Origin of the sequence: Shinella zoogloeoides (genome assembly GCF_020883495.1) — a bacterium.
Classification (GTDB): domain Bacteria; phylum Pseudomonadota; class Alphaproteobacteria; order Rhizobiales; family Rhizobiaceae; genus Shinella; species Shinella zoogloeoides.
Map to the genome: position 1 here is coordinate 2744711 of NZ_CP086610.1, position 20803 is coordinate 2765513.

Genomic DNA, 20803 nt, shown 5'->3' on the forward strand with positions numbered 1-20803 from the left:
AGGAATCTTTCCCGAACGCCAAGCATTGCGGGTTGCGGGGCGGATCGCCCCATGCGATCACTCGCGGGGTGCGGCGTACAATCGGCAAAAGCATGCAGGACTATCCTCCTTTCGAGATCATCGACGGCGATCCGGGCCTCGGGCTTGTCATCCTCGCGGACCACGCGACGAACCTTCTGCCCGAACGCTACGGCCGCCTCGGCCTGCCGGAAAGCGCCTTCGAGCGTCATATCGCCTACGATATCGGCGTGGAGGGCGTGGTGCGCGGCCTCAACGCCCGGCTGAACGCGCCGGTCGTCATGAGCCGCTTCTCCCGCCTCCTCATCGATCCCAACCGGGGCGAGGACGACCCGACGCTCGTCATGCGCATTTCCGACGGCGCGATCATTCCAGGCAATCATCCGATCACGCCGGAAGAATGGCAATACCGGCTGGAAGCCTTCCACCGCCCCTATCACGATGCCGTGTCCCGCACGATCGGTGCGGTCGCGGAGCGGACCGGCAAGGCCCCGCTCGTCATCTCCATGCATTCCTTCACGCCGGCCTGGAAGGGCGTTCCCCGCCCCTGGCAGGTGACGGTGCTGTGGGACAGCGATCCGCGCGCCGTGCATCCGCTGCTCGACGCGCTGGAAGCGCCCGGCGATGTGGTGGTGGGCGACAACGAGCCATATGACGGGGCGCTGCGCGGCGACACCCTCTTCCGGCACTGCATGAAGCCGGGCATCGCCCATGCGCTGATCGAGATCCGCCAGGACGAGATCGGCGATGCGGCGGGCATCGCCCGCTGGGTGGACCGGCTGGCGCCGGTCTTCGCCCGGTTGAACGCGGACGAGGCCCTGCACACATACGAGATACACCCTTCCCGCACCGGACCCTATTGAGACCGAGACGATGAGCGACCTTACCAAAGACCAGCAGACCGAATTCGAAGCCGCCGCCTTCCGGCGTCTCGTCAAACACCTGCGCGAGCGTAGCGACGTGCAGAACATCGACCTGATGAACCTTGCCGGCTTCTGCCGCAACTGCCTGTCGAACTGGTATCGCGAGGCGGCCAACGAGGCCGGCGTCCCGCTCGACAAGGAAGCGTCCCGTAAGATCGTCTACGGCATGCCCTACGAGGAATGGCGCGCGCTTCACCAGCGCGAGGCGAGCGGGGAGCAGCTTGCGGCCTTCGAGGTCAACCGCCCGAAGGAATGATGCCGGCGGCGCGCGAAAATCCTGAACGAATGCGCGATAAGCCTTGATCTTGCCGGAAGTTCGCGGCAAGTCACGGCACCTTTCGAATTTCCAGCCATCCAAGGAGAAGACCATGTCGGATGCCCACGGCGTAGCACGCGACCAGCTTCGCGCGTTCATCGAGCGGATCGAACGCCTCGAGGAAGAAAAGAAGACCATCGCCGACGACATCAAGGACGTCTATGGCGAAGCCAAGGGAACCGGCTTCGACACGAAGATCCTGCGCAAGGTCATCCAGATCCGCAAGCAGGACAAGGACGAGCGCATGGAGCAGGAAGCGATCCTCGACACCTACCTGCAGGCCCTCGGCATGATCGAGCTGCCGCCGGACGCCGAATAAGCCGCCCGCACGGCGCAAAGAAAAACCCGCCGGATCGCTCCGGCGGGTTTTTTATTGGAGATATGCCTGCCGGTCAGTTGCCGGCGGTCTCGAACTTGCGCACTTCCATGAAGTTGACCGCCGTGCCGCTGAACCGGCCTGAGTCGATCGACTTGCCCTCGGACTGGAAGCCGGCCATGTAGACGGTCGTGGGCGCGGCGCGCAGCGTGCGGCTGACGAAGCGCGGCGCTTTGACCGGCTTGGCGTTGGCCGAGACGCTGTCCTGGGCGAGCGCCCATTGCGACAGGATCTTCTGCGTTGCCTTCGGCTCCGTGCGGATCGCCCCGCGGCTGGCCGCATCGGCATCTTTCTTCTTCGGACGACCACCCTTCGAGGGCGTTTCCTCGACCGCCTTCGCGTCGAACGCATCCGAACCGGAAAGCGAGCGGGTGCCGCCCGCCGGAAGCAGCGCGGCCATCTCGACCGGCGTGCCGCCCGACTGGTCCGTCGCCGGATCGGCCACGGGATCGGCAAGCGCGGCAAGGCCGGAACGGTCGGCGGTGGACGGCAGGACGACCTGCGCCTCCGCGGCCGCCATCAGCGCCGTCTGCGACTTGTCCAGCTCGACCTGCGGGCGCAGGCCCGGCACCGGAACCATGGCCAGCTCCGTGCCGTCCTCGGCTGCGGCTTCCGCCGTCATGGTCTCGCCCGGCTGCGCGTCGCCGGCCTGCGTGCGGGCGCCAAGCATCGTGGGAACCGGCACCTTGTAGGCGGCCAGATCCTCGAATTCAGGCTTCTGCTCCTCGGTCGTCGCCGCTTCCAGCGCCGCAACGGCGCCGCTCGTCGTCGGCGCGACAAGGGCAAGCTCGCTCGTCGCCTCGGCGGACTTGAAGGCCGGACGGTTGCCCGGAACGGGCGCGTTGAAGGCGACTTCCGTCTCGGCCGCCGTGACGGCGGGCTGCGTTTCCTCGACGATCTTCGCCTTGGAGCCGCCCGGATTGCTTGCGTCGAACTCGTCCGCGATGGTCGCGGTGCTGGCGATCATTTCGGGTTCTTCATCCTCGTCGCCGCCGCCGCCGAAGAGCGCGGCAAGGAAGCCGCCCTTGCGCTTGGACGCCTTGGGGCTGGAACCGCCGCCGGCAACCTCGATCGTGTCCGCGCCGACGCGGCGCTTGTAGTCGGCCACCGCCTGCTGGTAGCCCGGCAGCGGCTTGCCGTCCGCCGGCACGTGCATGGTCTTGCCGTCGGGGAAGAGGCGGCTGAGTTCCTGGCGGCTCATGCGCGGCCAGGCGCGCACGCTGCCGACGTCGAGATGGACGAAGGGCGAGCCGGAGGTGGGATAGAAGCCGACGCCGCCGACCTGGAATTTCATGGCCGTGGCGCGCAGGTTCGCGAGCTTGACGCCCGGAATGTAGAAGTCCATCGCCTTGCCGAGCATGTGCTGGCTCTTCTTGGCGACGCCCTTGGAGCGCGAGCGCAGCATACCGTTCGTCGCCGGCGAGCGATAGGCCGAAACGACGTTGATATACCCCTGGCCGCCGACCTTCTGGTAGACTTCCCAGACGAGGTCGAAGAGGCGCGGGTCCATCTTCGTGGGTTCGTTGCGGCGCCAGTCGCGCAGGAACGTGTTGAGCTGCTTGAGGCCGCGCTGATCGTAGCGCCCGTTGCGCTTGAAGGTGATCTCGGCCTTTTCCTTGGTATGGATGAAGTAGAGCTTGAGCGTGCGGTTGCCGCTCTCGGCCTGCACCGTCGCGGGGATGGAAGCCGGCAGGATCAGGGCGGCGGAAAGCACGGCCGTGGTCAACGCCTTCGGCAGCTTATGCAGCACTGTCTTGCAGAGGCCGCTCAGGGAGGCCCCCTGGCGCTTCATCGATGCGAACAAATTTGCCAACTCTTTCCCCGTCCGAAGGACAACGAACGTCCGTTGTCCCAGATGACTGCCAATTGCGGTGAGAGCATGGCAAATCCGCCACACTCTTTGTCGCACCCCCGTTATAGTGAACAATCCACTAACAGGGAATAAACGGCAATCGAGAAATCCCAAGTGGCCGGGATTTCAGGGGTTTTTACGCAGCTTCCTTCATCGGGTCATCCGGATCGATGCCGTAATCCTTCAATTTCCGATAGAGAGTCGAGCGTCCGATGCCCAATTTGCGGGCAACCTGGCTCATCTGGCCATGATAGAATTTCAGGGCGAAACGGATCAGTTCCTCTTCCACATCGGCCAGTTTGCGCACATGGCCGCCCTTGTCGACGCTGGAAATGGCGTTTTCGGCGGATGCGGCCTCCACTGATTCGGCCGGCCGGAAGTCCGGATAGACGTTCGGCAGGCGGGTATCGGCGGTCGGGTCCGGCAGGCGCACGCTCGCCGCTTCCCACGTCGCGGCCCCGCCCTCGGCCAGCCCGTAGCCCGGCACCTGCGCGGCGATCTGCGGGAAATCGGCGGCCGTCAGCTCCGCCCCTTCGGACAGCACGACCGCACGGAAGATAGCGTTTTCGAGCTGGCGGATATTGCCCGGCCAGTCATAGGCAGTCAGCAGCGCCATGGCGCCGGCCGAGACCCCGAGCGGGCGGGCGAGCTTCTGCTCCCCGGCAAAGCGCTGCACGAAGGCGCGCACGAGAACCGGGATATCCTCCTTGCGCCGGCGCAGCGCGGGAATGGTGATCGGGAAGACGTTGAGGCGGTAGTAGAGGTCCTCGCGGAAGCGCCCCTCGCGCACCTCGGTGATGAGGTCGCGGTTCGTCGCCGAGATGAGGCGGACATTGACCTTCTGCGGGAAGCGCGCGCCGATCGTCTCGATCTCGCCCTGCTGCACGGCGCGCAGCAGCTTCACCTGCACCTCGAGCGGCAGGTCGCCGATCTCGTCGAGGAACAGCGTGCCGCCATCGGCCTCCATGAACTTGCCGGTATGGCGCTCGCTCGCGCCGGTGAAGGCGCCCTTCTCGTGGCCGAACAGGATGCTTTCGACCAGATTGTGCGGGATGGCCCCGCAATTGACGGTGACGAAGGGCTTGTTCGCCCGCTCGCTCGCCGCCTGGATGGCGCGCGCGACCATTTCCTTGCCGACGCCCGACTCGCCTTCCAGCACGACGGGGATGTTCGACTGCGCGGCGCGGCGGCCAAGCTCGATGACGCGCAGCATCTCGGAACTGGCCGAAACGATATCGTCGAAATGCACGGCCTCCGAACGGCCCCGCCGGCCGCCGCGGCCGCGCCCCTCGCGCTGGTCCATCTTCAGGGCATTGCCGACGGCGACATTCAGGCGCTCGGGCGAAACCGGCTTCACGACGAAATCGAAGGCCCCGGCGCGCATCGCCATCACCACCGTCTCGATGCCGCCCTGCCCGGTCTGCACGATGACGGGAATGGTGTTCTCCCGCTCGGCGAGCACGTCGAGGAAGGCCGAGCCGTTCATTTCCGGCATCATCAGGTCGAGCAGGATCACATTGATCAGGCCGCCCTTGCGATCGAGCAGGTCGAGGCCGGCGCGGCCGTTTTCGGCCATATGGGCGACATGACCGAAGCGCTCGATCATGTTCTTCAGGAGCCTGCGCTGGACAGGATCGTCATCGATGACAAGAATATGGGCCGTCACTGGAACCTCCTTGCCGAAGGCGCGCGTCATGCACGCCCAAGGGAACTGAATACCAGCGGACCATGGCAGAAAGGGTTGAACATGCCGTTTTGAGAAAGGCTTGCATTTTAACCAACGCCGACGCAAGCAATGAACCCGACCTGCCATCAGGAAGAGAGATACCCGATGAACCGCACTTTCCTTGAACCCCGGATCGATTTCGCGACCGCGGAAGCCGCAGCCGCCGCCGAACTGGGCGACCTGCCCGGCTGGAACCTCGCCGACCTCTATCCCTCACCGGCCTCGGCCGAATTCAAGGACGACATGAAGAAGGCCGAAGCGGATTCGCTCGCCTTCGAGGCGAAATGGAAGGGCAAGCTCGACGCCGCGACGCAAAAGACCGGCGACGAGGGCATCGGCGCGGCCGTGCGCGAATTCGAGGCGCTGGAAGACCTGATGGGCCGCCTCATCTCTTTCGCGGGCCTCACCTATTTCACCAACACGACCGAACCGGCCAACGGCAAGTTCTACGGCGACGCGCAGGCCAAGCTCACCGATCTCGGCGCGCATCTTCTGTTTTTCTCCCTTGAACTCAACAGGATAGCGGACGAGCGCATCGAGGCGGCGCTGAAGAACGACGCGCTCGCCGCACACTACGCCCCTTGGATCGAGGACCTGCGCAAGGACAAGCCCTACCAGCTCGACGACAAGACGGAACAGCTCTTCCTCGAGAAGTCTATGACGGGCGCGGCTGCCTGGAACCGCCTGTTCGACGAGACCATGGCCTCGCTGCGCTACACGATCGACGGCGAGGAGCTGCCGCTGGAAATCGCCCTCAACCAGCTCCAGTCGCCCGATGGCGAGGCCCGCCGCAAGGCGGCCGAGGCGCTGGCGAAGACCTTCAAGGACAATATCCGCACCTTCACGCTGATCACCAACACGCTCGCGAAGGACAAGGAAATCTCCGACCGCTGGCGCGGCTTCGAGGACATCGCCGACAGCCGGCACCTCGCCAACCGCGTCGAGCCGGAAGTAGTTGCGGCGCTGGCGGAAGCCGTGCGCGAAGCGTATCCGCGCCTCTCCCATCGCTATTATGCGATGAAGGCGAAGTGGCTCGGAATGGAGCAGATGGACTACTGGGATCGCAATGCGCCCCTTCCCGAGACACCCGATGCGACCATCCCGTGGAGCGAGGCGCGCGACACCGTGCTTTCCGCCTACAGCGCCTTCGCACCCGAAATGGCCGCCATCGCCAGGGACTTCTTCGACAAGGGCTGGATCGACGCGCCTGTGCGCCCCGGCAAGGCCCCGGGCGCCTTCGCCCATCCGACCGTGCCCTCGGCGCACCCCTATGTTCTCGTCAACTACATGGGCAAGCCGCGCGACGTGATGACGCTCGCCCACGAACTCGGCCATGGCGTGCATCAGGTTCTGGCCGGCGGCCAGGGCGCGTTGATGGCCTCGACGCCCCTGACACTCGCCGAGACCGCCTCCGTCTTCGGGGAGATGCTGACCTTCCGCAGCCTGCTCGACAGGACGAAGGACAAGCGCGAGCGCAAGGCCATGCTCGCCCAGAAGGTAGAGGACATGATCAACACGGTCGTGCGCCAGATCGCCTTCTACGAATTCGAGCGCAAGGTCCACACCGCCCGCAAGGAAGGCGAACTCACAAGCGACCAGATCGGCGAACTCTGGCTCTCCGTGCAGGGCGAAAGCCTTGGCCCGGCGATCCGCATTTCCGAGGGCTACGAGACCTATTGGGCCTATATTCCCCACTTCATCCACTCGCCCTTCTACGTCTATGCCTATGCCTTCGGCGATTGCCTGGTGAATTCGCTCTATGCCGTCTACCAACAGGCCGAGGCCGGCTTCCAGGCGAAGTATTTCGACCTGCTCAAGGCCGGCGGCACCAAGCATCATTCCGAACTCCTGAAGCCCTTCGGCCTTAACGCGAGCGATCCGTCGTTCTGGAGCAAGGGACTGTCGATGATCGAAGGGCTGATCGACGAACTGGAAGCGCTTGATAAGGCGTCATCTTAAAAGAAGCCGGAAGCCCGCATGACCGACCGCGAACGCTTTGTGCTCCTCAGGGACGACCGTGAGGATCGGACGGTGGTTTTCGCCGATCCGATCGCGGTCGTCACCGTGCGCGAGCGCGCAGGCTTCGAGCCGGCCTTCGCGGCGTTGCAGGCCGCGCATGAAAAGAGCCACTGGATCGCCGGCTTCATGAGCTATGAGGCCGGCCATCTCTTCGAGAGGAAGCTGGCCCCGCTCGCCGAGGAAAACCGCCCGACGCCCCTGATGAGCTTCGGCATCTTCGAAAAGCCGGCGGAGGATCATCCGCTCGCAACGCCGCGCCAGCGGATCGAGAACGAACCCTTCCTCACCGAGCCGAAAGCCGACTGGGATTTCACGACCTACCGCAGCCGCTTCGACCGTCTGCATCAACACCTGCGGCAGGGCGACTGCTATCAGGCCAACCTCACCATGCCGATCCGCGCCCGCTGGAACGGCGACCCGCTCGCCGCCTTCTGGTCGCTGATCGAGCGCCAGCCGGTGCGCTACGGCGCTTTCGTCTCGCTGGACGGGCCAAAGCTCCTCTCCCGCTCGCCGGAACTCTTCTTCGATATCGACAGCGACGGCTGGATCGAGACGCATCCGATGAAGGGCACCGCGCCGCGCGGGGGCAGCGCGGCCGAGGACGCGCGCATCATCGCCGCCATGCAGGCCGATCCGAAGACGCAGGCGGAAAACCGCATGATCGTCGACCTCCTGCGCAACGATATCTCGCGCATCACCGAGGTCGGCACGCTGCACGTCCCAAAGCTCTTCGCCGTCGAGACCTACCCGACCGTACACCAGATGGTCAGCCATGTCCGGGCGAAGCTGACGCCCGGCATCTCCATCCGCGACATCTTCGCCGCCCTCTTCCCCTGCGGCTCCATCACCGGCGCGCCGAAGATGCGCGCCATGGAAATCCTGCACGATCTGGAGGACGGCCCGCGCGACGCCTATTGCGGTGCCATCGGCATGATCGCGCCCGACGGCACGATGCGCTTCAACGTCGCCATCCGCACCGTCTCGCTCTTGGAGGACGGCAACGCCGTCTTCAATGTCGGCGGCGGCATCGTCTTCGATTCCACCGCAGAGGCGGAGTATGAGGAATGCCTGCTGAAGGCGCGCTTTGCCGTGGGGGATCAATGGATATCTCGCTGATCGAGACCCTGCGCTGGGAGCCGGAAGCCGGCTTCGTGCGGCTGGAACGGCATCTGGCGCGGCTGAAGCGGTCGGCGGAGGCGCTGGGATTGCCGGGGGCGGATGGAGCACGGGATGCTTTGGCGGCGACGTTCTCTCCCTCCGCCCTGCGCATCCGCCTCGAACTCTTCGCGGATGGCCGGATCGACCTGCAGACCGCCGCCTTCACGCCCCTTGCAGCAGATGCAAGGTGGCGCCTGAAACTCGCCGCCACCCGCCTCACGTCCACCGACCCGCTGCTGCGCCACAAGACATCCCGTCGCGCCCTCTATGCCGCCGCCCGCGCCGAATTCCCGGCGACGGAGGCCGACGAGGTCATTCTCCTCAACGAACGCGGCGAGCTTTGCGAGGGCACCATCACCTCGCTGTTCCTCGACGACGGTTCCGGTCCCCTGAAGACGCCGCCGCTCGCCTCCGGGCTGCTGGCGGGCGTGCTGCGCGAGGAACTGCTGGAAACCGGCAAGGCCGTCGAGAAGGTGCTGCGGCCGGGAGACCTTTCGCGCGGCGCGGTCCTCATCGGCAACTCGCTGCGCGGGCTGATCCGCTGCGTCCTCGCCTGAAGCAGACGACAGCTTAAGCATATCGCCGCAGAAATATCCGGCCGCCCTTTATTGTGACAGAAATCTGTGCTCTAGCGCTGCCATATTATGCTAAGGGGCCTCTGAACCCCTGAATTTTCAGCACAAAGCGGCCGTCCGCAGGAGAACCAAATGGCAGACAGCACCTATCCGGTACATGGCGAAATCACCGGCCCGATCGTGATGATCGGCTTCGGCTCCATCGGTCGCGGCACGCTGCCGCTGATCGAGCGCCACTTCAAGTACGACCGGAACCGGCTGATCGTCATCGAGCCGCGCGAGGACGCCGCCGACGCCGAGATCTTCGCCCGCCACGGCGTCCGCCACGTCAAGGCGCATGTCACCAAGGAGAACTACAAGGACCTCCTGAAGCCGCTCCTGACGGAAGGCGAAGGCCAGGCGTTCTGCGTCAACCTTTCCGTCGATACCGGCTCGGTCGATCTCATCAAGTTCTGCCGCAAGCTCGACGTGCTCTACATCGATACGGTCGTCGAACCCTGGCTCGGCTTCTACTTCGACAAGGACATGAAGAACGCCGACCGCACGAACTATGCCCTGCGCGAAACCCTGCGCAAGGAAAAGGAAAAGCATCCGGGCGGCACGACCGCCGTTTCGACCTGCGGCGCGAACCCGGGCATGGTCTCCTGGTTCGTCAAGCAGGCGCTGCTGAACCTTGCCCGCGACCTCGACATCAAGTTCGAAGAGCCGACGCAGGACGACCGCGAAGGCTGGGCCAAGCTGATGAAGAAGGTCGGCGTCAAGGGCGTTCACATCGCCGAGCGCGACACCCAGCGCACCCGCAACCCGAAGCCCTTCAACACCTTCTGGAACACCTGGTCCGTCGAAGGCTTCATCTCGGAAGGCCTGCAGCCAGCCGAGCTTGGCTGGGGCACCCATGAGAAGTGGATGCCGAAGAACGCCAAGAAGCAGAAGAAGGGCTGCAAGGCCGCCATCTACCTGGAACAGCCCGGCGCCAATACGCGCGTTCGCTCCTGGTGCCCGACGCCCGGCCCGCAATACGGCTTCCTCGTCACCCATAACGAGTCCATCTCCATCGCCGACTACTTCACGGTGCGCGACAAGGACGGCGACGTCGCCTATCGCCCGACCTGCCACTACGCCTACCACCCCTGCAACGACGCCGTGCTGTCGCTGCACGAGATGTTCGGCAACGGCGGCAACCAGCAGCCGGTCCTGCACGTGCTCGACGAGAACGAACTGGTGGACGGCGTCGACGAACTCGGCGTGCTGCTCTACGGCCACGACAAGAACGCCTACTGGTACGGCTCGCGCCTGTCGCTGGAAGAAACCCGCCGCATCGCTCCCTACCAGAACGCGACCGGCCTGCAGGTGACCTCCGCCGTGCTCGCCGGCATGGTCTGGGCGCTTGAGAACCCGAAGGCCGGCATCGTCGAGGCCGACGAGGTCGACTACAAGCGCTGCCTGGAAGTGCAGACGCCCTATCTCGGCCCGGTCGAAGGCCACTACACCGACTGGACCCCGCTCGACGGCCGCCCGGGCCTCTTCCCGGAAGACCTCGACACGAAGGATCCCTGGCAGTTCAAGAACGTTCTCGTTCGCTGAACGGCCCTCGCGCCCCGATACGAAGACGCCCGCGGCATTGCCGCGGGCGTCTTCGCTTCCAATGGGATAATGCTCATTCGCCGGGCGGCGCGTCTTGCTTTCGGCTTTTCTTCACGGCATGTTCGGGCGAAACGAACGGGTGCTTTGCGCCGCCGTGACCTTGGGAGACTTGACATGAAGCCAATCGCAGCCCTGGGCCTGCTCACCGCAGCCGTAGCGCTCGCCTCCTGCCAGACGGAGCGCGCCCCGCGCAACGACATGCCGGTAGCCCAGCGGCCCGCACCGACGGGCGTCGAAGGCGCCTGGGTGGATCCGAACGGCATCGTCTCGACCTTCGCGGCCGGCACCTTCACGACGCGCACGACCGACACGAACCAGCTTCTGGCCTCCGGCACCTATGTCAACACCTCGCCGACGCTGGTCGAGATCAACATGACCTCGCTGGTACGCAACACGCAGTCGAAGGTCAATTGCGCGCTCGTCAGCCAGAGCCAGCTCAATTGCACGACGGCGGAAGGCGCACAGTTCTCCCTCGCCCGCCGCGTCTGAGACGAAACGATATCGCGATGAAAGGGCCGCAAGGCCCTTTTTTCGTTTTAACCGTCAAACGAACCCGCCTTCCGGCCGGACCTCTTTTCTCTTGAAGTTGCCGGCGAGCGGTGGAAACATCCGCCCGCCCGACAGGGATCGCGGCAAACGAGGAGAACAGGACCATGACGATTTTCCGATCCGGCCTTCTGGCCGCTTCCATCATCGCGCTCTCCGGCGGCTCGGCGCTTGCGGATTACGAGCTGAACATCCTGCATATCAACGACCTGCACTCGCGCATCGAGGCGATCAACAAGTTCGATTCGACCTGCTCGGCCGAAGAAGAGGGCAAGGGCGAATGCTTCGGCGGCGTCGCGCGCCTGAAGGCCGCCATCGACGCCGAGCGCGAGAAGCTTTCCGGCAAGAACGTTCTCCTCCTCAATGCCGGCGACAATTTCCAGGGTTCGCTCTTCTACACCACCTACAAGGGCGCGACGGAGGCCGAGTTCCTCAACCTCATGAAGTTCGACGCCATGACCGTCGGCAACCATGAATTCGACGACAGCGAGGACGGCCTCGCCACCTTCCTCGACAAGATCCAGTTCCCTGTCGTCACCGCCAATGTCGCCGCCGGCGCAAGCTCGAAGATCGGCGACCGCATCAAGCCCTTCACCGTGATCGAGCAGGGCGGCCAGAAGATCGGCATCGTCGGCGCGGTCGCCAACGACACGGCGGAACTCTCCTCCCCCGGCCCGAACGTGCTGATCGGCAACGACGTCGCCGACATCACCGCCGCCGTCGCCGAACTGAAGAAGCAGGGCGTCGACAAGATCGTCGCCCTCACCCATGTCGGCTATCCGCGCGACCTCGAGGCCATCGCCAAGATTGCGGATGTGGACGTGGTGGTCGGCGGCCACACCAACACCTTCCTCTCCAACACCTCGGACAAGGCCGAAGGCCCCTATCCGACGCTGGTCGACAATCCCGGCGGCTACAAGGTGCCCGTCGTGCAGGCCGGGGCCTATACGAAATATCTCGGCAACCTCAAGGTCGTCTTCGACGACGCCGGCGTGGTGAAGGAAGCCTCGGGCGAACCGATCCTCCTCGATTCCAGGATCAAGCCGGACGAAGCCGTCCTCGCCCGCATCAAGGAACTGGCCGGCCCCATCGAGGAACTGAAGAACAAGATCGTCGCGGAAGCCGCCGAGCCGATCGACGGCTCGCGCGAGGTCTGCCGCGCCGCCGAATGCCCCATGGGCAACCTCGTGGCCGACGCCATCCTCGACCGCACGAAGGACCAGGGCATGACCATCGCCATCACCAATGGCGGGGGCCTGCGCTCGTCCATCGACGGCGGCCCGGTCTCCATGGGCGAGGTGCTGTCGGTTCTGCCCTTCCAGAACACCGTCGCGACCTTCCAGCTCAAGGGCGCCGATCTTCTCGCCGCCCTCGAAAACGGCCTCAGCCAGATCGAGGAAGGCGCGGGCCGCTTCCCGCAGGTCGCCGGCCTGAAATATACCTTCGACCGGTCGAAGCCGGCCGGCAGCCGCATCGTCTCGGTGGAGGTGAAGGAGGGCGACGCCTTCGTGCCGCTCGATCCCGCCAAGACCTACGGCGTCGTCTCAAACAACTACATGCGCGCGGGCGGCGACGGCTATTCCGTCTTCGCCAAGGCCGGCATGAACGCCTACGACTTCGGTCCGAACCTCGAACTGGTCGTCGCCGACTATCTCTCCGCCCATCGCCCCTACAAGCCCTATACCGACGGCCGCATCACGGAAGTCGCATCGGCGAACGCCGAGGCGAAGCCCGCGGCCACCACGGACACGGCGGCCAAGCCGGCCGAAGGCGCGGCAGCGGGCGCGCAGGCGGCCACGGCCGGCGGCAAGCATGTCGTCGCGCGCGGCGACACGCTCTGGGACCTCGCGACGGAGGCCTACGGCAACGGCGCGTTCTGGCGCCGGATCGCCGAGGCCAACGGCAATCCGCGCCCGCGTGCGCTCCATGTCGGCACGGAGCTGTCGATCCCGGCCAAATAAGGACAATTCGTCTCAACTTTTTCTGCCGGTCCGGGCTTTCCCGGACCGGCATTTCTTTTTAGAACCGTTCTGAACGGACCGGCCTCGCCGCGTATAGAACGACACCCGCACGTACAGGAACCGCCATGGACATCGCCGCCAAGCCCGCCGCCCATCCGCCCGTCAAGCATGGCAAGGTCGGCGTGCTGCTCGTCAATCTCGGCACGCCCGACGGCACGGACTACACATCCATGCGGCGCTACCTGAAGGAATTCCTGATGGACAAGCGCGTCATCGAGTGGCCGCGTATCGCCTGGTATCCGATCCTTTTCGGCATCGTGCTCAACACGCGCCCCGGCAAGGTCGGCAAGGCCTACGAGACGATCTGGAACAAGGACCGCAACGAGAGCTACCTGCGCACCTATACCCGCAGCCAGGCGGAACTGATGGCCGAAGCCCTCAAGGATCATCCGAGCGTCGTCGTCGACTGGGCCATGCGCTACGGCCAGCCCTCCATCGCCTCGCGCATGGAGCATCTGCAGAAGGAAGGCTGCGAGCGCATCGTCCTCTTCCCGCTCTATCCGCAATATGCCGCCGCCACGACGGCGACCGTCAACGACAAGGCCTTCGAGACGCTGCTGAAGATGCGCTGGCAGCCGGCGCTGCGCACCGTGCCGCCCTATCACGACGACCCGGCCTATATCGACGCGCTCGCCGTCTCCATCGAGAAGCACCTTGCGACGCTCGACTGGGAGCCGGAAAAGGTGCTGACCTCCTTCCACGGCATTCCCAAGAGCTATTTCGAGAAGGGCGACCCCTATTACTGCCAGTGCCAGAAGACCGCGCGCCTGCTGCGCGAGCGGCTCGGCTGGTCGGAGGAAAAGCTCGTCGTCACCTTCCAGTCCCGTTTCGGGCCGGAGGAATGGCTCCAGCCCTATACCGACAAGACCGTGGAAAAGCTGGCGCAGGAGGGCGTCAAGCGCATCGCCGTGCTCAATCCCGGCTTCGTTTCCGATTGCCTGGAAACGCTGGAGGAGATTGCCGAGCAGGCGGCCGAAAGCTTCCTGCACAATGGCGGCGAGAAGTTCGCGCACATTCCCTGTCTCAACGATTCACCCGAGGGCATGGCCGTTCTGGAGGCGGTCGTGCGGCGCGAACTCTCCGGCTGGATTTGATCGCGATAATTTTCCTCCCGCTCAAATAGACTGGCACCGTGGGCCGTATTGCCTACAGTAAAGCCGCAATGCCTTTTGGAGAAAAGAATATGGATTTTGCCGGAGTGGATATCGTCGTCGTCGCCCTTGTGATCCTGGTGATCCTGATCCTCTTTGCCGGGATCAAGACCGTCCCGCAGGGCTATCAGTACACGGTGGAACGCTTCGGCCGCTATACGCGCACGCTCCAGCCCGGCCTCAACCTGATCGTGCCCTTCATGGACCGCATCGGCTCGCGCATGAACGTGATGGAACAGGTGCTCGACATTCCCACGCAGGAAGTCATCACCCGCGACAATGCCAGCGTCGCCGCCGATGCCGTCGCCTTCTACCAGGTGCTCAACACGGCGCAGGCCGCCTATCAGGTCGCCAATCTCGAACATGCCATCATCAACCTCACCATGACCAATATCCGCTCGGTCATGGGGTCGATGGACCTCGACGAACTGCTCTCCAACCGCGACAAGATCAACGACCAGCTCCTGCGCGTGGTCGACGAGGCCGCCAATCCCTGGGGCGTGAAGATCACCCGCGTCGAGATCAAGGACATCGCCCCGCCGAAGGACCTCGTCGATTCGATGGCGCGGCAGATGAAGGCCGAGCGTGAGAAGCGCGCGCAGGTGCTTGAAGCCGAAGGCTCGCGCAACGCCCAGATTCTCCGCGCCGAGGGCGCCAAGCAATCCGCCATCCTGGAGGCCGAGGGCCTGCGCGAAGCCGCCTTCCGCGACGCCGAGGCGCGCGAGCGTCTTGCCGAGGCCGAGGCCAAGGCGACGAAAATGGTCTCCGAGGCCATCGCCGCCGGTAACGTGCAGGCGATCAACTACTTCGTCGCGCAGAAATACACCGAGGCCATGGCCGCGATCGGCAAGGCGCCCAATTCCAAGATCGTGCTGATGCCGATGGAAGCCTCCTCGCTGGTCGGCTCGCTCGGCGGCATCGGCGCCATCGCCAGGGAAGTGTTCGGCGACGGCCCGGCGCCCGCCGGCAACACGCAGCGTGCGCGTCCCGCCACGACGACGACTGCGTCCACGCCCGCCTTCCGCAACCCGTTCGACACGCCGCCGCAGGGGACGTGAGCATGATCCACAGCATCGCCGCCGAACTCGGCCCCTGGGCCTGGTGGGTCCTCGGCATCGTCCTCTTGATCCTCGAAGTGCTGCTGCCCGGCGTCTTCCTCGTCTGGATCGGCATCGCCGCCATCGTCACCGGCGCGCTCTCGCTGCTTCTCTGGGAGCAGGCGTTCTGGACATGGCAGGTACAATGGCTGGTCTTCGCCGTGCTGTCGCTGGTCGCCGCGCTCGTCGGCCGGCGCATCGTCAGCGCGCGGGGCGAGACCAGCGACCAGCCGCATCTCAACCAGCGCGGCCAGAGCCTCGTCGGCCGCACCGCGACGCTGGAGCAGCCGATCAGCGAAGGCCGCGGGCGTATCCGCCTCGACGATACGATGTGGAGCGTCCAGGGACCGGACCTGCCGGTCGGCACGCGCGTGCGCGTCACCGCCAGCAACGGCCGCGACCTGACGGTGGAAGCCGTTGAGGGTGCTTAGGCCGCGCCGATCCTGAGCAGATCGTGGAAATGCACGATGCCGACGGGACGGAAGGTCTCGTCGGTAACGATCAGCGCCGAGATATTGTGCTGGTTGAGAAGGCCGAGCGCAGCGGTCGCCAGCGTCGCCGGCTTCACCGTCTTGGGGCTGCGCGTCATCACGTCATCGACAATGAGTTCGGCGAGATTGCGCGACAGGTTGCGCGCGATATCCCCGTCCGTGACGATGCCGACCAGCACGCCCTCGCCATTGACGACGCCGACGCAGCCGTAACGCTTCAGCGCCAGCAGATGCACGGCCTCCGGCATCGACGTGCCGAGCGCCACCAGCGGCATGTTCTCGCCGCTATGCATGATGTCGCCGACATGGGAAAGGCTCGCGCCGAGCTTGCCGCCCGGATGGAACGTCTTGAAATCCGTGGCCGTGAAGCCCCGCGCCTCCAGCAGCGCCACGGCGATGGCATCGCCCAGCGCAAGCTGCATCAGCGTCGAAGAGGTCGGCGCCAGCCCGTGCGGGCAGGCTTCCTGCACCTTCGGCAGCAGCAGCACCGTATCGGCCTCGCGCGCCAGCGCCGAGCGCTCTCCGGAGGTCATCGCGATCAGCGGAATGGAGAAACGGCGCGAATAGGAGACGATGCCCTGCAATTCGGCGGTCTCGCCGCTCCAGGAGAGCGCCAGGATGACGTCGTCGCGCCCGATCATGCCGAGATCGCCGTGATTGGCCTCGACGGGATGGACGAAGAAGGAGGGCGTGCCGGTGGAGGCGAGCGTGGCGGCGATCTTGACGCCGATATGGCCCGACTTGCCGATGCCGGTCACGATCACCCGCCCGGCGCTGTCGCCGATGCGGCGCACCGCATCGCAGAAGGGATCGTGCAGGTCGCCTTCCAGCGCCGCCGCGAGGGCGACAAGCCCCGCCTTTTCGGTTTCGATCGTCCGCATCGCGGAGGCGATTGCGCCACCGCCGTCAACTTTGGCCTGTCTCGTGATCATGCGCCTCGTTAGCGCTTTTGCCCGGACCTGTCCATTGAGAACATTGGCACGCATTGGCCGCCCGCGGCAACCAAGCGTTAACCACGACGGTTTACGTTCGCTTAGGAAATTCGAGAATCGCGGACCGAGCATGCAAGAGGCGAACGGAATGGAACGCGGGGCGCTTTCGCCCTGCCCGACACGGCGACTGGCCGGGCTTCTGCTCGCCGGGACCGTGCTCGTCTCCGCTCCCGCCTTCGCCCAGCAAAACACCTCCGCCTTCCCCGCACCGCTTGCGGGCCAGCAGGCGGCCGCGACCGATCCCCTGTCTACTGCGACGACGGAAACCATTGATCCGGCGGCGATAACACCAGACGCCACCACCACGGCCTCCACACCCGCCATCACCGACGAGGGCGATACCTTCGCCCGCACGGGGCGCGAGACCGAGCAGATGAATGCGCGCGAAGGCAGCGTCGACGGCGCGCGCAGCAATTTCGGCAATCCCTACGAGCCGACCGGCATTCGTGTCGGCTCCTTCATCCTGCGCCCCTCGATCTCGCAGAACCTCGGCCACGAGAAGAACAGCAGCGGCGGCGTCACGACGCGCCGCACCTATTCCCAGACCGGCCTTCGCGGGTCGCTGGTTTCGGACTGGTCGCGCCACCAGCTCTCCGTCGAGGCCGAGGGCATCTACCAGCGCAATATCAGCGGCACCGGCGAGACCGAGCCGCGGCTGCGGCTGGATACCGACCTGAGGCTCGACCTCAGCGACAGCACCATCGCCAACATCACCGCCGGTTACGATTTCGAGCGGGAAAGCTCCAGCGATCCCAACGCGATCAATGGCGCAACCGCCCAGTCCGGGGTTCACACCTATTCGGCCGGCGCCCGCGTCACGCGCGATTTCGGCCTGATCCGCGGCACGATCGGCGCCGAGGTCGAGCGCCGGACCTACGGTTCGGCGACGCTTGCCGACGGCAGCCAGCTCGTCCTTTCCGACCGCAACTATACCGAGGGCACCCTGACGGGCCGCGTCGGCTACGAACTGTCGCCCGCGCTGATCCCCTATCTGGAAGCCTCCGTCGGACGCTCAAGCTACGACGACAAATACGATTCGCTCGGATACGAGCGCTCCGCGACGACGCTCGGCGGACGGGCGGGCGTGGAACTGGACCTTGGCGAAAAGCTGCGCGGCGACCTTGGCCTCGGCTACGAGCGTGCGCGCTTCGACGACACCCGCCTTGTCACGCTCGACGCGCTGACGCTCGACGGCACGGTCCAGTGGTCGCCGCAGCGCGGCACCGACCTGCGGCTCGGCCTCGCCACGGAACTCGAACCGTCGACCGCCGCCGGCCAGAGCGGCTACGTCTCCTACGAGGCGACCTCGGAACTGACGCATGAATTGCGGGAAAATCTCGTGGCGCGCCTCAGCGCCGCGTATACGCTGCGCGATTTCAAGAATGCCGGAAATCCGAACCAGACAATCTATCTGGTCGGCACCGGCATCACCTGGAATATCAATCGCTGGCTCGCGATGACCGGCGACGTCTCCTATGAGCTGACGCGCCAGCGCGGCACGTCCGACACCGGCGTCACGCGCGCCGGCATCGGTCTCGTCCTGCGCCGCTGAGCCTTATTTCAGGCTGGCGACCAGATCCCGCAGCGGCCCCTCGACCGACGGGCGGATATCCGCGCGCGCCAGCGCAAAGGCGATATTGGCGAGGATGAAGCCATCCTTGGCGCCGCAGTCATAGGTCTCGCCACGGAAATGATAGGCCGCGAACTGCTGCTCGACCGCAAGTTTCACCATGGCGTCGGTGAGCTGGATCTCGTTGCCCGCGCCGCGCTCCTGCGTGGAAAGGATCTGGAAGATTTCCGGCTGGAGAATGTAGCGGCCGTTGATGAAGAAGTTCGACGGCGCGGTGCCCTGCGGCGGCCTCTCGACCATCTTGGTGATGGCGAAGCCGTCACCGATCTTCTCGCCTACGCCGACGATACCGTATTTGTGCGTCTGGTCGGGCGCGCATTCCTCGACGGCGATGACATTCGCGCCGGAATGCTCGAAGAGCTCGACCATACCCTTCATACAGCCCTTCTCCCCCTTCATGATCATGTCGGGAAGCAGGAGGGCGAAGGGTTCGTTGCCGACCAGCTCGCGGGCGCACCAGACGGCGTGGCCGAGACCGAGCGGCTCCTGCTGGCGCGTGAAGCTGGTGGAGCCGGCGACGGGCAGGATGCTTTCCAGCAGCGTCAGCTCGGCGGTCTTGTTGCGCTGGCGCAGCGTCTGCTCCAGCTCGACCTGAATGTCGAAATAGTCCTCGATGACCGCCTTGGAGCGGCCTGTCACGAAGATCAGGTGCTCGATGCCGGCATCCAGCGCCTCATCGACCACATACTGGATCACCGGCTTGTCCACGACCGTCAGCATTTCCTTCGGAACGGCCTTAGTCGCCGGAAGGAAGCGTGTGCCGAGACCGGCCACCGGGAAGACTGCTTTGCGAACCTTGCGTGCCTGCGACATATTCACCTCGTTGCGCCCCTTGCCATCATGGCCCGGACATATCTCTGCCGGAATAGAATCGAATTGCTATTTTTTTGCAAAAGAAGACGGGGCAAAATTTTGATGGTAAAGAATTTGTTGACTTCGTTTTTATAAGTTTTGCGTTCAGCCGGTGGTTTCACGCCATCGTACCGAAATTTAGAAACGGACATGACAGCCGATGACACAGAATCTGAAGACCGTTCTGCGCCGATCTGCGCTCACCCTTCTCCTTACGGCCGGGCTTTTCGCCCAGGCGACAGCGGCCCGCGCGGACGCCCGCTTCCAGAACTGGATCGCCGACTTCTACGAGACCGCATCTGCGGCCGGCATCAGCAAAAGCACCTACCAGAAGGCGTTTTCCGGCGTCAAGACACCCGACCCGGACGTGCTGGAGAAGGCGGCCTACCAGCCGGAATTCAAGAGCAAGATCTGGGATTACCTCGATTCGCGCGTCAACCCCTATACGGTGCGCATCGGCCGTGAGATGGCCGCCAAGCACGGCCGCACGCTGGCCGCGCTCGAGCGCCACTTCGGCGTCGACCGCAACATCCTGCTCGCCATCTGGTCGATGGAATCGAACTACGGCGCGGTGCTCGAAAAGGACGACCGGCTGCATTACGTGCCGCGCGCGCTGGCGACGCTCGCCTATGCCGACAAGAAGCGCTCGAAATACGCCCGCACCCAGCTCATCGCCGCCCTCAAGATCATCCAGCGCGGCGATATCGCCGCGGGCGACATGACCGGCTCCTGGGCGGGCGCGATGGGCCACACCCAGTTCATCCCGACGAGCTACCTGCTCTATGCGGTCGATGCGGACGGCAACGGCCACCGCGATATCTGGAACTCCGTGCCGGATGCGCTGGCGACCGCCGCCAACCTGCTTGCCAAGAACGGCTGGCAGGCAGGCAAGACCTGGGGCTACGAGATCGTCGTGCCCGACGGCGGCAACAAATACTCCGGCCAGACGAAGACGCTTGCCCAGTGGGCCAAGCTCGGCTTCACCCGCCCGGGCGGCAAGGGCTTCAAGAACGGCGCGGACCGCGCCGAACTCAAGCTGCCGGCCAATGGCGGCCCCGGCTTCCTGATGACCAAGAACTTCTTCGTCATCAAGCGCTACAACGCCTCGGATTCCTACGCGATGGGCGTCGGCATGCTGGCCGACCAGATCGCCGGCTACAGCGGCGTCAAGCAGCGCTGGCCGCGCCCGGACGGCACGCTGGACATCACCGAGAAGTTCGAACTCCAGACGCGCCTCAAGGAACTCGGCTATTACGAGGGCGAGGTCGACGGCAATTTCGGTTCCGGCTCCAAAGCCGCGATCCAGGCCTTCCAGAACCGCATGGGCCTTGCCGCGGACGGCGAGCCGAGCCAGCAGGTCCTGAAAGCCCTGCGCCGCTGAGACCCACGGCGGATACCGGCATCGGGGGCGCTTCG

18 protein-coding genes are annotated in these 20803 nt (G+C 65.0%); 14 read left to right on the forward strand and 4 right to left on the reverse strand.

The features are described 5' to 3' along the window. Positions 1-92 precede the first annotated feature (92 nt). The 3 genes from K8M09_RS13685 (at position 93) to K8M09_RS13695 (ending at position 1576) form a co-directional block, all read left to right on the forward strand. Complete coding sequence (locus K8M09_RS13685) at positions 93-881, forward strand: N-formylglutamate amidohydrolase (protein ID WP_160785261.1); 789 nt, start codon at positions 93-95, stop codon at positions 879-881. A 10-nt stretch (positions 882-891) separates the two neighbouring features. Beyond that, complete coding sequence (locus K8M09_RS13690; RefSeq protein ID WP_160785260.1) at positions 892-1197, forward strand: DUF1244 domain-containing protein; 306 nt, start codon at positions 892-894, stop codon at positions 1195-1197. 112 nt (positions 1198-1309) lie between these two features. Beyond that, complete coding sequence (locus K8M09_RS13695; protein WP_160785259.1) at positions 1310-1576, forward strand: DUF2312 domain-containing protein; 267 nt, start codon at positions 1310-1312, stop codon at positions 1574-1576. 73 nt (positions 1577-1649) lie between these two features. On the opposite strand, the gene K8M09_RS13700 is transcribed toward K8M09_RS13695, so the two are convergent. Together K8M09_RS13700 and K8M09_RS13705 are read right to left on the reverse strand one after the other, a co-directional pair. Continuing rightward, the gene (locus K8M09_RS13700) at positions 1650-3425 is read right to left on the reverse strand and encodes a DUF882 domain-containing protein (RefSeq protein ID WP_160785348.1); all 1776 of its coding nucleotides are present in this window, start codon (positions 3423-3425) and stop codon (positions 1650-1652) included. A 196-nt stretch (positions 3426-3621) separates the two neighbouring features. After that, the gene (locus tag K8M09_RS13705) at positions 3622-5151 is read right to left on the reverse strand and encodes a sigma-54-dependent transcriptional regulator (protein WP_160785258.1); all 1530 of its coding nucleotides are present in this window, start codon (positions 5149-5151) and stop codon (positions 3622-3624) included. A 165-nt stretch (positions 5152-5316) separates the two neighbouring features. On the opposite strand from K8M09_RS13705, the gene K8M09_RS13710 reads away from it, so the two are divergent. From K8M09_RS13710 to K8M09_RS13750, 9 genes are all read left to right on the forward strand, one after another. Beyond that, positions 5317-7170 (forward strand): M3 family oligoendopeptidase, encoded by a 1854-nt coding sequence (locus tag K8M09_RS13710; protein ID WP_160785257.1) that lies wholly within the window; start codon positions 5317-5319, stop codon positions 7168-7170. A gap of 18 nt (positions 7171-7188) precedes the next feature. Continuing rightward, complete coding sequence (locus K8M09_RS13715) at positions 7189-8346, forward strand: aminodeoxychorismate synthase component I (protein ID WP_160785256.1); 1158 nt, start codon at positions 7189-7191, stop codon at positions 8344-8346. Beyond that, positions 8331-8945 (forward strand): aminotransferase class IV family protein, encoded by a 615-nt coding sequence (locus K8M09_RS13720; protein ID WP_229341895.1) that lies wholly within the window; start codon positions 8331-8333, stop codon positions 8943-8945. The genes K8M09_RS13715 and K8M09_RS13720 overlap by 16 nt, the downstream gene beginning before the upstream one ends. Positions 8946-9095: 150 nt before the next feature. Then, positions 9096-10547: a homospermidine synthase gene (locus tag K8M09_RS13725; RefSeq protein ID WP_160785254.1), complete on the forward strand. Its 1452-nt coding sequence runs from the start codon at positions 9096-9098 to the stop codon at positions 10545-10547. A 174-nt stretch (positions 10548-10721) separates the two neighbouring features. Continuing rightward, positions 10722-11096: an outer membrane lipoprotein Omp10 gene (omp10, locus tag K8M09_RS13730; protein ID WP_160785253.1), complete on the forward strand. Its 375-nt coding sequence runs from the start codon at positions 10722-10724 to the stop codon at positions 11094-11096. Positions 11097-11260: 164 nt separating this feature from the next. After that, a complete protein-coding gene (locus K8M09_RS13735; RefSeq protein ID WP_160785252.1) occupies positions 11261-13114 on the forward strand; it encodes a 5'-nucleotidase C-terminal domain-containing protein in 1854 nt (617 codons plus the stop codon). Positions 13115-13239: 125 nt separating this feature from the next. Further along, entirely contained in the window at positions 13240-14268 is a 1029-nt protein-coding gene (gene hemH, locus K8M09_RS13740) for a ferrochelatase (protein WP_160785251.1), read from the forward strand. Positions 14269-14357: 89 nt separating this feature from the next. Continuing rightward, positions 14358-15383, forward strand: a complete 1026-nt coding sequence (locus tag K8M09_RS13745; protein ID WP_160785250.1) for an SPFH domain-containing protein — start codon at positions 14358-14360, stop codon at positions 15381-15383. Between the two features lie 2 nt (positions 15384-15385). Next, positions 15386-15853, forward strand: a complete 468-nt coding sequence (locus tag K8M09_RS13750; protein WP_160785249.1) for an NfeD family protein — start codon at positions 15386-15388, stop codon at positions 15851-15853. On the opposite strand, the gene K8M09_RS13755 is transcribed toward K8M09_RS13750, so the two are convergent. Next, positions 15850-16845: a KpsF/GutQ family sugar-phosphate isomerase gene (locus K8M09_RS13755; protein WP_160785248.1), complete on the reverse strand. Its 996-nt coding sequence runs from the start codon at positions 16843-16845 to the stop codon at positions 15850-15852. The genes K8M09_RS13750 and K8M09_RS13755 overlap by 4 nt on opposite strands. Before the next feature lie 148 nt (positions 16846-16993). Here K8M09_RS13755 and K8M09_RS13760 point away from each other — a divergent pair, with 148 nt between their 5' ends. Continuing rightward, positions 16994-18457, forward strand: a complete 1464-nt coding sequence (locus K8M09_RS13760) for an outer membrane beta-barrel protein (protein ID WP_160785247.1) — start codon at positions 16994-16996, stop codon at positions 18455-18457. 3 nt (positions 18458-18460) lie between these two features. Here K8M09_RS13760 and galU read toward each other — a convergent pair whose 3' ends face one another. After that, the gene (galU, locus tag K8M09_RS13765; RefSeq protein WP_160785246.1) at positions 18461-19348 is read right to left on the reverse strand and encodes a UTP--glucose-1-phosphate uridylyltransferase GalU; all 888 of its coding nucleotides are present in this window, start codon (positions 19346-19348) and stop codon (positions 18461-18463) included. A gap of 199 nt (positions 19349-19547) precedes the next feature. On the opposite strand from galU, the gene K8M09_RS13770 reads away from it, so the two are divergent. After that, positions 19548-20768, forward strand: coding sequence for a lytic murein transglycosylase (locus K8M09_RS13770; protein ID WP_160785245.1), 1221 nt, complete (start codon positions 19548-19550; stop codon positions 20766-20768). The last annotated feature ends 35 nt before the right edge of the window (positions 20769-20803 follow it).

Excerpts from the sequence above, each read along its gene's own strand:
- K8M09_RS13770 (WP_160785245.1), top strand. The coding sequence starts at position 19,548 with ATGACACAGAATCTGAAGACCGTTCTGCGCCGATCTGCGCTCACCCTT.
- K8M09_RS13760 (WP_160785247.1), top strand. The coding sequence starts at position 16,994 with ATGGAACGCGGGGCGCTTTCGCCCTGCCCGACACGGCGACTGGCCGGG.
- galU (WP_160785246.1), bottom strand. The coding sequence starts at position 19,348 with ATGTCGCAGGCACGCAAGGTTCGCAAAGCAGTCTTCCCGGTGGCCGGT.
- K8M09_RS13700 (WP_160785348.1), bottom strand. The coding sequence starts at position 3,425 with ATGAAGCGCCAGGGGGCCTCCCTGAGCGGCCTCTGCAAGACAGTGCTG.
- K8M09_RS13735 (WP_160785252.1), top strand. The coding sequence starts at position 11,261 with ATGACGATTTTCCGATCCGGCCTTCTGGCCGCTTCCATCATCGCGCTC.
- K8M09_RS13720 (WP_229341895.1), top strand. The coding sequence starts at position 8,331 with ATGGATATCTCGCTGATCGAGACCCTGCGCTGGGAGCCGGAAGCCGGC.
- K8M09_RS13750 (WP_160785249.1), top strand. The coding sequence starts at position 15,386 with ATGATCCACAGCATCGCCGCCGAACTCGGCCCCTGGGCCTGGTGGGTC.
- K8M09_RS13745 (WP_160785250.1), top strand. The coding sequence starts at position 14,358 with ATGGATTTTGCCGGAGTGGATATCGTCGTCGTCGCCCTTGTGATCCTG.
- K8M09_RS13710 (WP_160785257.1), top strand. The coding sequence starts at position 5,317 with ATGAACCGCACTTTCCTTGAACCCCGGATCGATTTCGCGACCGCGGAA.
- K8M09_RS13725 (WP_160785254.1), top strand. The coding sequence starts at position 9,096 with ATGGCAGACAGCACCTATCCGGTACATGGCGAAATCACCGGCCCGATC.
- K8M09_RS13690 (WP_160785260.1), top strand. The coding sequence starts at position 892 with ATGAGCGACCTTACCAAAGACCAGCAGACCGAATTCGAAGCCGCCGCC.
- hemH (WP_160785251.1), top strand. The coding sequence starts at position 13,240 with ATGGACATCGCCGCCAAGCCCGCCGCCCATCCGCCCGTCAAGCATGGC.
- K8M09_RS13695 (WP_160785259.1), top strand. The coding sequence starts at position 1,310 with ATGTCGGATGCCCACGGCGTAGCACGCGACCAGCTTCGCGCGTTCATC.
- K8M09_RS13755 (WP_160785248.1), bottom strand. The coding sequence starts at position 16,845 with ATGATCACGAGACAGGCCAAAGTTGACGGCGGTGGCGCAATCGCCTCC.
- K8M09_RS13715 (WP_160785256.1), top strand. The coding sequence starts at position 7,189 with ATGACCGACCGCGAACGCTTTGTGCTCCTCAGGGACGACCGTGAGGAT.
- omp10 (WP_160785253.1), top strand. The coding sequence starts at position 10,722 with ATGAAGCCAATCGCAGCCCTGGGCCTGCTCACCGCAGCCGTAGCGCTC.
- K8M09_RS13685 (WP_160785261.1), top strand. The coding sequence starts at position 93 with ATGCAGGACTATCCTCCTTTCGAGATCATCGACGGCGATCCGGGCCTC.